The following is a 12,832-nucleotide window of genomic DNA, read 5'->3' as shown; positions in this document are numbered from 1 at the left end:
CATATCATTATTCCCTTGAAACAATTACTATAGGGACCACTTTTTTAATGCCCCTGGCTGTAAATGCGAGTAAATAGGTACCCGCAGGCAAGGACTTATTAAGACGCAACTGATGAGCGCCAGCTATATTGCCAGCCTTTAGCAATTCTACATGTACAGCAATTCCGTTGATGTTAAACATTTCGACTGTCAGATTTTCTTCCTTTACATTTTTAATACTGAAGTGAATGTTATTGACAGCAGGATTGGGATATACTGTTATCTCCACATCCTCTTTACCATGTCTTACCTTCGGATCGATAACAGTATTGGAAACTTTTGCACTCGCAGGGCCGGCCTCATTGCCAAACACTTCAAATTCCCTGATGGCAGCCCAATTATTACCAACTCCGGTAATAGTTATTTTTATAAACCGGTATACCCCTGTAAGATAATCATCTGCGATCTTTGCTGCTACACCGCTAACCGTATGGTCAGACAAAACCGTCCAGGTAGTGCTATCTGCTGAACCTTCTATCTTATATTTCCATAAATCATCAGCAAAAAAAATAGTTTTCACCTGCGTAATACCATAGGCTGACCCGAGATCAACCTGCAACCATTGCGGTAAGCTGGCACTATTCGCTACCCAATAAGTATACTCGGCACTACCATCTACAGCTGCCGCTCCTTCATACCCACTGGTAGCGAAAGTAGAGGTAATCACTGGTCTGTGGAACGCAAGATTTTTTGCCTGCACCGGTTCCAATTGTGGTATTACTGACGCATCGGGAACAGTATCCGTATGCGGTCCGGCAGCCGAAAAAACAGCTCTTACTGCATCAAGGTATCCATATCCCCGAAAAACCGTTGGCGCAATCATATGCCCTTCAGCATATTCATTCCAGTTATCCAAAAGCACCATCTTCTTTTGAACTGAACCAACAGCCTGCGAATCAGTCCGTGCTTTTGCATGCGAAAGCATGGTTTGATAATCTGAAGGAGATAATTGCCATAAAGAAGCGCCTCCCCACGGAGCAGAATCCCATCCAACAGAAGCTGAAGTGATATAAGGCAACCCGCTGTAATGAGTATAATTACTCCATGCATTTCTTTGCCACCCTGTTACCTGACTTACCGTGGGGTTAGTTACTGTATACAGCTCTGTGAATGTAGGTACGTGGTAAGAGTACAAGTAATCTACCCCTACAGATACTCCGGCATTAGCTGCGGTGGTGGATACTACGGAAGATGTCATAAGAATAACCCCACTGTAACCCGCACTTACACATAACGACCTGAGCTGGCTTATAGCATAAGTAGCATTAACAGCTCCTCCACATTCAGATATAAACTTACCAATATCATAAATAGAAACCACCGGCTTATTATCAATCTTTAGATAGTTGGACTTACTGAAATAATTAGCTATCCAAAATGGAGCTATATTATTAATAAAATCAGGCGCACCTTCACAAACAACGGTACCCGATACATCAGTATCATTTACCCACTGTATGGCCCATTTAATGCTATCCCTGTAAGACGCTGTATTGGCAATAGCATTAATAAACTGATCATATTGTGACATAACAGATTTACCGGCGTTATTATACCCCCTGAACCAACAGGTAAAGAAAAAGCCGATACCATGCTCCCTGGCCATCTTTATCTGCCAGTCGGTCGACACATCATAAGACTCATCATACCATCCCATCAATGGTTTACGTCCATTATAGATATAGGGATTACGTACCGGGTCCCATTGCGCCTTCGCTCCCCAGAGGTTACACATTTGTGCACCTACCAGGTAATTGCCTGTAGTAACAGGATTGATAGCAGGCACGATACCTGTTGGTTGAGACAATGGCGTGCCAATTACCTGCAACTCCCTGCTGGAAGCCCAGTTGCCCGTAGCTGATCCGGTGATAGAAATCCTGACATACCGGTATACCGCACTTACATTTTCGGTTATATCCTTTCCGGCAACACCAGCTCCGGTTCTATCTACGATCAGATTAAAATCAAGATTAGCATTGGTGTTCGACCCCTCAATTTTATACCGCCAGGTGGTATTGTCCACGAACCTGTTTGTGATCTGGGTAATAGTTGAAATTCGTCCAAGATCTACCACTATCCACTGCGGGAAGCCACCTCCCGAAGCTACCCAGGAAGTGGCAGTATCTCCGTCATTGGCCTGACCAGCAAGCGTTCCTAAACTGGCGCTGCTGGATGCATCGATGGACTTATGCAGCGCCATGTTAGTCTGCCCGTAAACAGATGTCGTTGCAAGTAAACCAGCTAAATACAATAGACCTGCGACAAAGCCAGTTTTAGCATACTGTGAAAGGCATGAGCAATAGGTAAATTTTTCATTTTTCATACAGCATGTTTTTAGTTAATAAAATCATTTACTATTCTCATAGGGTCCGAGGCCTATCTGGTCCGGAACAATGTTTTTGGGAAAAGGATACGTTTTAGAAAATACTGCTCTTACCATATCCAGGTAGGCAAAACCATCTTTCTTGGTGGGAAAGATATGATGCCCCTCTGCATATTCATTCCAATTGTCGAGCATTAGCCAATTACTCAGTAAGGATGCTGGCTGGCTATCTATATACTTTTTAGCTTTCTGTAATAACTCTTTATAATATGCTGGAGTCAACCTCCAGTTACCTTTATAAAACATACCTCCCCAGGGTGCTGAGTCCCAACCAACAGACACTGTTGGGATAGCAGGAAGCCCTGTTACCTTCTGCAATTCCGGCCAGCAGTCTGCCTGCATGCGAATAATGCTGGTATCAGCTGGAGCGGTGGCTGGCATTTTTTCCGTAAAGCTGGGCCAGTGATAGGATACTGCCGCATCCAACCCCAGCGCTTTATACATGGGTTGTGCTTTATCTAATGCGTGATGGTATTCGCCCATAATTACCAAGCCGGGAAAACCGGCATCAACACATGCCTGGCGCATTTTATCAATTGCGATCCTTGCTTTTTCTACACCTCCAAGATCCTGGATAAATTTTTCTGGCCGGTAAATGGTAAATACCGGCTTCCCATCTATTTTCAAATAATTGGCCCTCTTAAAGTTATTATTGATCCAATAAGGAACAAGGTTATTCAAAAAGTCATCTTCCGATGCAATGCCATCCATCACACTTCCCTCATCCACATACAGAATACAGTATTTAAACATATCCGCATATCTGCTCTTCAGCAAACTTCTTGTCCAGTGGCCAAACAATTCTTCTACCGGCTTGCCGGCGTTGCCTTTTTTACGGTACCAGCAAACATTAAAAAAAGAAATCCCATGCTCCAGCGCATATTTAATCTCCCAATCAGTTACTTCGGGATTGCCTTCATAATAATGGCCTAATATCGGTTCCCGCTCAGGATATTTTCTAACAGGGTTCCACATATCCGGTTGCATTTCGTCTTTATTCCATAAAGGACACATAAAAGCACCTATCATGTATTTCCCGGTAGAAATTGGCTTAGGTACTGGCACATATGCCTTTTCATATACATACTTTTTGCCGAAACACTTCATCAGCTCTTCTACAAAAATACCATGTCCATATGCGTTAGGATGATTATAAGCATTAATCAGAATGGCAATATAGGGCAGCCCTTCTTTAGAGAAATGCGCCCATCTGGTGGCCGCGTCAGCAATGGCATAGTTGTTCCTGGCTGCAAAGTCTGTTACAAACTTCACATAAGGCCTTTGTTCCGGTTGCTTCATTTCAGCGAGATTTTCATCGTAGCTTTTTATAGCAAAACGGCCGGGAGTAATGATAATTAGCTCAGCACCCAGCTTATCCAACTCAGCCTTTATCATATTATAATGTTCCGGATAGATCTTAGGATCTTCCACTGTATCATTGGTAAATTCCATCACTACCAGGTCAGGTTTTTCTTTGGTCACCAGTTTGAAGGAGCAAACGTCTGATGGCAGTTTTGGCAAGCCAGGATAATCACCGTCGTGCAACCACTGCATCGTTCGGGTCCCTCCTATGCTTCGATTTACATAATTGATCTTTGCAGCCGGATATGCTTTCTTCAAGGTTGCTATAAATAACGCTGGCCAGGCTTCTCCTTTTTGCACATCCGATCCGGCTGTAATAGAATCTCCCCAGGCAACAATAGTTACTGGTTTTCCATTCTTTAACTTCTCTATTGTTTTTGATAAGTGACCATTTGTTGATTGTGTCTTTACATGGCTATCGGACGCTAACAGTGGAAAAAGATGTTCTGCTTTTAGGCTGTCGGCCAGAATGGGTCTATAGATATTACAGAACCTTACTGTACCCGTGGGAAGTGCGGGTATTTCTGGACATACAAGTGAAGGATTGCCTTCTATCAATGAAGCCTCACCTTCTTTATTAAGCACTACACTATCGATGCGTTGCAAATAGTAAGAATAAGAAGCGTATACCGGGGTTGATGGGGTAAGGTTTGTGTTGGTACCCAATCCTACCAATGAGAATGGTGCAGCAACCAGGTAATCATCTCCCTTTTGGAGAAGGCGCCCCTTCTTGCCAGGTGCGTCGTACATAACAATTGAATCTTCTATCAGGGAGCAGTAAACGCCTAACTGATCATAACGGGAAGCTTTCAACGGAGTACCTACCCAATAACCGGAAGGTTTATCTGCCGAAAGAAATAATGTTTCGTCCACCGCCTGGTGAATGGTGGCAGGTTTTATCTTCAATCGTCCGGCTTTCGACACCCTGAACGTATGATGTTCCGATGGATAATTACCCACTGGTATAATTAGCTCATCTCCTTCTATTTTTAACGGCCATTCCCTGCTAAATCCAGCCTTCCCGGGAGCTCCCAAAGCCGACAATACTGGCTGCGTGAGCAGGTATCCTGCTAAAATCCCACTGGTCCTTATAAATTCTTTTCTTGAAAAATGACCCGCTCTGGCGTCCTTGTCTTTATGTGCTTGTTCTAACATAATTATTACGCTGTTTAGTTGGAGGGAGCCTCCGGTCTGATCGTTTTATCCGGGTAAGTGATCTTCCAGGTATCTTTTACAAATGCATTACTCAAAAACAATGGTTGAGGCAACCATACACGGAACAGATTATCTGCGGAGAACCTGTTCCCTGCTGACGCATAATCACAGAGTACAAGTTTTCTTTCAGCATGATTAAAGAAATGGCTGGGACGTATCAAAAAAGAAGCGTTAAAGGCCATCCACACATCATCTGGCTTGTCTGTTACTGGCTCCAGGTCAATGTAAGCCTGCTTGTTTTCGGGCGTTAATCCATGACCGGCAAGCACGTACCCCTTGTAACCTGCAGGTGCTAACGCCGTGTTTTCAAAATTCCACGGTTTGGGCAATAACCATACGGCATCATCTGCGGGAGTTACCATCCTGTTATCAATAGCCAATACTACAGGGCCGCGCATCACAGCAATTTGAGGAGCGCCACTTGGAGCTGGTATCAACCGTCCTCTCAAATCAGGGTAAAAAACCACTTTATCATTAACTTTCCATTTACGGTTGATTTTGCAATAAGTGCCTGGCTTAAAGGTTTGCCATTCTCCATTAACGCTAAGCCTGCCGTTTGTACTCCACGATGGAATACGAAGTGCCAGCGTAAAACTGTCCGTTTTATCCGGCGATACCGTTATCTCTATTTTTTCTGTTACCGGATAATCAGAATTAACGGTAAGCAGCACCCTTGTCCCATTTACCTTTTCACTATATTCCGCGGGTGCATATAGATTGATAAATAATCCACCTGCTGAAGACATTACAGCCCAGGAAGGGGTAAGTAAAAGACCTCTGGGACCATTCGCTACACAACAACTAAGACCTACGTCATTATGCTGCGCCGTACTAGGGACACGCTCTCCGTTTAAGGGTGAAAAATACGACCACCAGCTTCCATCCGGTGTTTGCGCACCTGCTAATGCATTATACAACGATAACTCAAGTTCATCTGCCCACTTACTATCTCCGGTTAAGCGAAGCAACTGGTAACATAACTTCATCCAGGTGATGGTCACACAAGTTTCCATTGGTTGTTGCATGATCTCCGTCTGCTGGCGCACACCATCTGACCACAATTCCTGATTGGACGCAGATCCAACGATCATTCTTTCATTTTTAAGCACACTGTGGGCAAAGCCAAGCACTGCTAATAAATAAGACGTGTCGCCAGTAGCACGATACATTTCACAAAGGCCCTCGTAGCAGGACATCATTTCATATGCTTTAGGTGCGGCAATATCAATAGGAGGTACTTCTTTATTGCCTTTTTCTACCAACTGCAAACCATTTTTGGTGAACTTGCCCGGACGCCCCCATGCTTTTATCATCTCGTTAGCAAAGTCCAGGTACTTTTTATTGCCGGTTCTTTGATACAGCAGTACCATAGGCTCAAGAATTGAATTGGAAGAAAGGCCATCAATGGCGTCCAGGCCATTGTCTGTTATCTTGATCTGCTTATCCTTTAGCTCAGCTATCAGGTTGTCCGCATGTCTCGCAGCCGCCCTCAGTACAAGATTATCCTTTGTCAGGTCATAATAAGAGAGCAGCCCTAATAGTACATACTTTCTCCCCCAAACATCCCACCCCTGCAGCGCTGCGCCCTTGCTATACGTTCCTATATAACCATCAGTTCCCTGCGTCCTTAATAAAGAAGTTACCGAGGCATCCAAAGTATGTTTATATACATCTCCAGGCTGATATAAATAGGCTAGTGCAGCAGACGTAAACCATTTTCCCCAGTATTCGCAACGCCAGTCATTAAAATCCTTTTCAGTCCGTTGAGCAAATGGATGCAATATTTTTTCGCCTTCCTGCACCATCACCCTGTTACTGATACATTTGCTGATCTTATCACCAATGAAGCCCTTAATAACTGCTGTTCCACTATTAGATCTGAGCAAGTCCCGTGGTGGTACTGTTGACCGCTGTGCACACACTTGCGTGACCATAACAACCATGGCCAGGGAAAGAATATATTTCATAAAACACTATTGATAAAGATTAATGGGCATAGCCGTCATTCTGTATAAGCACACCTTTGGTAATATCTATCTCTGCCTGCGGTATAGGATAAAGTCTTATTTTATCACTATAAGTACCCGGCCTTCCCTGGGCCGTCAACACCTCTTTTAATGTATTGGTCCTTATCCAGTCAAACCAGGTCTGTCCTTCACAACTTAATTCCAGTGTGCGCTCATGAAGCACCAGCTTTCTAAATGCGTCTTTGGAAAAAGCTTCAGTGGACGTATAATTGGCAGGAGCCAATCTGATAACGCCTGCTGCATTACGGGCTCTTTTTCTCACAGCATTGATGGCGTCTAAGGCTGTAGCTGTTGGCCCGTTCACTTCATTTTCCGCTTCAGCAAGGAGCAATATCAAATCCGCAAAGCGCAGGTAAGGCCAGTTATTTTCATTATCATTCCAGGTATTACCTGTAGCCTGAAATTTGCGTTGAAGGGTGACTCCACCCAGCGGGTCTCCCGGAGTATTCACCATCGTTACTCCCTGTCTGTAGTCGTTTGATTCAAACTGATTAAACAACCAAAAACTACAAGGTTGATACATCAGGGAAGAAGGAAAGATGGCTGAGTAATATCCTGCAGCTCGTTTATAGTTAATTTCAAAAACGGCTTCCGGACCATTTTCATTGGCAGGCTTGGCAATTGTCGGCAAACCTGTACCTGTTGTACGCAGTTGTGTTACGTGCCAAAAAAGATCCTGGTAGTCAGCCTCCAGATGATAATTAAAGGGGGCCACCGACATGGATGGATTTGCGACATTCACAATTTTCTTAAGCTGTGTAAGTGCCTCATTCCACTTTGCAGCGTCGTTAAGCGGCCAGCCAGCCATAAACACATATACTTTACCTAATAAACCGGTTGCTGCTCCCTTGGTAACCCTTCCCGGACCATATGGATTTGAAACGGGCAATAATGTTTCAGCCTGTTGCAGATCAGATACAATGGCAGCATAAACGTCTTTAATTTCAGATTGCTTCAATGATGCCTCGTTAGGAGAAACAGTAGCATGCAGGTGGAGCGGCACCTTACCAAACATACGTACCAGGTTAAAATAACCTACTGCTCTCAGAAAATAAAGCTCCCCTTTCAGTGCATCTTTACTCTCTTTATCAAAATTTACCCCGTCAATTTTATCAAGGCTTGTATTTACGTTATTGATTAGATTGTAATGTCCTGTCCAGGTAGTTGCAACAAAACCATCATCAGTCAGCCAATTCAACTCACTCCAGGAAGTTCCTGCTGGCTGGGAAAAATCACCGCTCTGATGTTCTATCACATAATGAATATACCACGCATACAGAGAGCCACCTTGTAACACGCCGATAGCTCCCAGGTTGGCCAGCTCAAAATCTGATTTTGACTTGTAGAAATTCTCCGGTGAAATCGTATTGGAAGGAGATTCGAGCAGCGTCTTATTACAGGATGTAATCAAAATCGCAAACAGCGTCGCTATAGCATATATAACCTTTTTCATATTACTCATTATCGCAAAAGATTAAAAATTAACATTTACGCCAAACGTGTACATCTTGGTACGCGGATAGCTACCCAGGTCAATGCCCGGTAACAGGATATTTTGTCCATATGCGCTTACTTCCGGATCATAACCACTATATTTAGTAATAGTAATAAGATTGTTACCTGTTACATACAGTTGCAGTTTGCTTAACCATTTAGGTAATTTCTGGAAGTCGTAACGAAGGGTAATATTTTTGAAGCGCACAAAAGATCCGTCTTCTACCAGCCTATCAGTTGTTTGCGAATTACTGCCATACTGCGAAGGCATAGGATAATAAGCATCTTTGTTTTCCGGCGTCCAGTGATCATTGATATACGCTACACTCGGAACGCCTATCGGTGTTCCATATGTGGAGTAAAGCAGGTTTTGATTTAAAACTTTGTGGCCAAGTGCCGCATACACAAATACATTCAGTGAAATATTTTTGTAGGTAATAGTGTTATTTAAACCCAGATTCCATTTAGGGAATGCGTTTCCCAGGCTTTCCTTGTCTTCATCATTGATAATGCCATTACCGTCTGAATCCTTGTATTTCAGCATCCCTTCCTTATCAGATGACCGGAGAAGAGGATAACCATTTGTCATATCCTCTCCGCTAAGCAGGCCCAGTGTCTTATATCCCCAAAATTCTCCCAAACTTCGTCCTACTACCATTCGATGTGTATAATCGGCCCCACCACTTGTCTGGTTGTAAAAGTTAATGCCTTCGCCAAGATCAAGTATCTTATTCCTGTTGGCACTTGCATTGAAACTCAGGTTCCAGGTAAAATTTTTGATGCTTACAGGAGCCGTACTAAATTCCATTTCTATCCCTTTGTTCTCTATACTTCCAAAATTATCGGCAATAATATTGTATCCGGATTCTCCGGGTATCTTTCTGCTTTGAAGCAGATCGGTGGTTTTTTTACGGTAAACATCAATCGTTAATTTGTACTTATCCTCGGCAAATCCAAGTTCAAGTCCAAGATCGGTCTGCGCCGTTGTTTCCCAGCTCAGGTTCACATTACTTGGGGTACCGGTAATTATGCCGGTAGCCACCCCATTCACAAAACCATAGTTGATTGGATATAACTGTGCGAGGGAACCATAAGCAGGTATAGCCTGGTTGCCGCTGATACCATAACTGGCCCTCAACTTGGCAGTAGAAACCAGTTGCCTGGCAGGTACAAAGAAGGCCTCCTCACTCAGGTTCCAGGCCAATCCCAATGAAGGGAAGAAACCCCATTTCCTGTTTTTCGCAAAATGGCTGGAACCATCACCTCTTGCTACGAGATTAATGGCATACTTACCTAAATAGCTAAAAGAAGCCCTTCCATAGCCGGAAAGTAATACGTCTTTTACCAGATTCGTCTGAGGAGGAGCAATAGTAGTATAAAGTGGCAAAATATGCAGGCCATTATCTACAGGAACGGGCAACCCTTCCGCATCTATTACACTTGTTCTCAATGTAGATTGCTGCCAGGAAAACCCTCCTACTACATTCAAGGCATAGCGATTGGATACTTTCGAATAAGTAAGAAAGTTTTCATTCAGATATGACAAACTCTTCCAGGTTGTCTGAAATGTTTTTTGCCCCCTTAAATAGCCTAACTGGGTTTTGTTATTCCAGAATTGAGCTGTGCTGGCATCAGTTGTATTATAGGCTCCCCGGACGGTAAGCGATAATGAATTAGATAACTTATAAGAAAGGTCTGAATTGAAAAAGTAATAATTTATGCGACGTTGGTTAATGGTGTTACTAAGATCATACAGTGGATTTAGAAAAGTGGCTCCTATAGGTGTAGTAGAAAACCTTGCAGCGAGCTGGCTGGTTTCATTGTCCTGCGTTAAAGTAGGATTGGCAGCAAATGCCTTCAGGATCACGCCGGAGCGCTCAAAACCGCCACTAAGTATTCTTGCATTGGAGTTTTCTGCCCTGTTGTTTAGGTCAGAGGTAGCATTAACATCTATCTTGGCGGTCAGGCGCGAAGTGATCTTGGCATCAATGTTTCCGCGAAATGAGGCTTTCTGATACTGTGAATATTTAATAACGCCCTCATCATTTAAATAATTCCCCGAAAAGAGGTACCTGATAAACTCATTCCCTCCGGCAGCAGACAACTGATAGTTTTGGGTAATCCCGGATCGGGTCAGCTCTTTTTGCCAGTTGGTGCCTTCTCCCAGATCATTTACATTGGGAAAATAAATGCTATCCAGGCCATCCGTAGTTTTAACATACCTTCCTGTATAAAATTCAGTTACGTTATCATTACGATTCATTTCATTGATGAATGCCGCATATTGTTTAGCGTTAGCCAGCTTAATTGGTTTAGGCCGTGCTGAAACCATTGTATAATGGCTGAATTCTATGGATGCCCTGCCAGGTTTTCCTCTCTTGGTAGTGATCAGCACTACTCCGTTAGCGCCTCTGGAGCCATAGATGGCTGTTGATTGCGCATCTTTCAATACTTCTACTGATACTACATCATTGGGATTCATCGAAGCGAGAAAATTACCTGCTACGTTGCCTTCAAATTCCTGGGAAGACCGGCTATTGTCGTTGTACATGGGCACGCCATCAATTACATACAATGGCTGATTAGACCCGGAAATGGAAGTTGTACCCCGCACATTAATGTTGATGCCACCACCTGGTTCCGCTGAGGTATTTGTAACCGTAACACCTGCCATCCTCCCCTGAATAGCATTCTCCAATGTGTTGGCAGGTGTTTCCTTCAGGGTCGATTCACCTATCTTTGATATGGAGCCGGTCACGTCTCTCTTGCGTAAGGTACCGTATCCTACTACCACTACATCCTCAATAGTGATAGCATGAATTTTATCCATTTTTACAGCCAGCGTAAGCGTGGAACCACCTTTCAATGTATAGTCTTTTAACTCTTTTGTTTCAAGCCCTATATAGGTAAAGGTAAAGTTATAGCCAGGGCCTTCGGGCAGTCCGACAAACCTGAAAATGCCGTTGCTGTCCGTTTGTACTCCCGCAGCGTATTTGGTTTTGGTGTTCAACGCTGTGATCGATACATAGGGAAGCAGTTCTCCCGCATCGTTCCTGACCGTACCAGTAACTGAGGCGATCTTCTTTTGCGAAAAAGCTACTAAAGGAATAGTAAAAATAATCGCAAGCAGCAGCGAAGAAAGGCATAGCCTTTTTAGATGGTTGATATTCATTTTATGCAAGCTGTGTTTAGTTTTAGGCAATAGCATTTACTACGGTGTGCATACACCGTCCAGTTAGTAAGCAATTAATTCTTTTTAAAGTGCTTTTTTAATTATCAGATTGTCTTTGTCACGAATAATGGTAAGTTGATTAGGCAAAATTATATCTGTAAGTATTTTTTCAAGCGAATCCGTTTTAAGAAATGTCCCCTCAACATATATATGCTCAATATCGGATGGACGATAGTATATAGCTACGCCATAATAAACACTCAACTGCTCCAGCACCTTTTCCAGTGGCTGATTCTTGAAATTATACCAGTCAGGCTTAGTCAATGGTTTATTGTTTTCAGCACCAGCCTTCACAAACCCCTCATACATCGATGTGCCAAAATTCCGCACATTGGCTACCATGCTTGTCTTATTATATATTAACTCCTTTCCTGGCAAAAGAATGGATGTATGAAAAGTCTGACTTTCAAAAACTGGTGACTTCACCATCACTTTACCACTATTAAGCTGCACACTTATACTGTCTTCAGTTTCATAGGCGCGGACTATAAAGGAAGTGCCCAACGCCGTGGTAACGATTCCACCACTATATACCGTAAATACCTGGTGCTTATTCTTAGCCACATCAAATGATGCTTTTCCTTTCAGGTAAATACTTCTTTCTGCTTCTTTCGTGAATGTTTTACTATATTCAATACTACTCCGGGTAAACAGCTGAATTTTGGATCCATCCGGTAGCTCCAGGTCCATCACCCGGTCTGTCAGGTTCTCCAACCTTTCTATCTTTTCAGGAGCTATAGGAGGTGGTACATTATAAGCAGTAGTCACCATTGTTTTAGGCCGCTGCAAGAAATACCATCCCAGACAGATAACCAGTAATATCCCAGCCGCTGCCATTGCTGGCCTTAACCATCTTAACCGGGGCCTCTCAGCAAATGCCCTATGCCGTATTTGTTGAAGCCACGCAACCGATAATTCCACAGGCAGCTTTCCCTGTTCAGCAGCACATTCCTCTTCCGACAAATACTTATTCAGCTCCTCAGGATGCGACTCCAGGTAACGGCTTACTGTTTCCGCTTCTTGGGGAGTACATTTGTTGCTCAAAAAATCCTCTATAAGTTTCTTGTCAGCCATGCGATA

General features: G+C 43.4%; 6 protein-coding genes. All 6 read right to left on the bottom strand.

Annotation, left to right across the window (positions count from 1 at the left end; all coding sequences use genetic code 11):
- Positions 1-7: 7 nt before the first annotated feature.
- The 6 genes from ABR189_RS04965 to ABR189_RS04940 all read right to left on the bottom strand — a co-directional run bounded on the left by ABR189_RS04965 (position 8) and on the right by ABR189_RS04940 (position 12,796).
- Positions 8-2,239, bottom strand: coding sequence for a discoidin domain-containing protein (locus ABR189_RS04965; RefSeq protein ID WP_354659343.1), 2,232 nt, complete (start codon positions 2,237-2,239; stop codon positions 8-10).
- 147 nt (positions 2,240-2,386) lie between these two features.
- A complete protein-coding gene (locus tag ABR189_RS04960) occupies positions 2,387-4,939 on the bottom strand; it encodes a glycoside hydrolase family 99-like domain-containing protein (RefSeq protein ID WP_354659342.1) in 2,553 nt (850 codons plus the stop codon).
- Between the two features lie 14 nt (positions 4,940-4,953).
- On the bottom strand, positions 4,954-6,966 hold the full coding sequence (locus ABR189_RS04955; protein WP_354659341.1) for a beta-L-arabinofuranosidase domain-containing protein: 2,013 nt from the start codon (positions 6,964-6,966) through the stop codon (positions 4,954-4,956).
- A 19-nt stretch (positions 6,967-6,985) separates the two neighbouring features.
- Positions 6,986-8,479, bottom strand: a complete 1,494-nt coding sequence (locus ABR189_RS04950; RefSeq protein ID WP_354659340.1) for a RagB/SusD family nutrient uptake outer membrane protein — start codon at positions 8,477-8,479, stop codon at positions 6,986-6,988.
- 21 nt (positions 8,480-8,500) lie between these two features.
- Positions 8,501-11,692: a SusC/RagA family TonB-linked outer membrane protein gene (locus tag ABR189_RS04945; protein WP_354659339.1), complete on the bottom strand. Its 3,192-nt coding sequence runs from the start codon at positions 11,690-11,692 to the stop codon at positions 8,501-8,503.
- Positions 11,693-11,776: 84 nt separating this feature from the next.
- Positions 11,777-12,796 (bottom strand): FecR family protein, encoded by a 1,020-nt coding sequence (locus ABR189_RS04940; protein ID WP_354659338.1) that lies wholly within the window; start codon positions 12,794-12,796, stop codon positions 11,777-11,779.
- Between the last annotated feature and the right edge of the window lie 36 nt (positions 12,797-12,832).

Source organism: Chitinophaga sp. H8, assembly GCF_040567655.1.
Lineage (GTDB): Bacteria > Bacteroidota > Bacteroidia > Chitinophagales > Chitinophagaceae > Chitinophaga > Chitinophaga defluvii.
The sequence above is the reverse complement of the archived record's forward strand: the minus strand, read 5'-3'. Positions and strand labels throughout refer to the sequence as shown.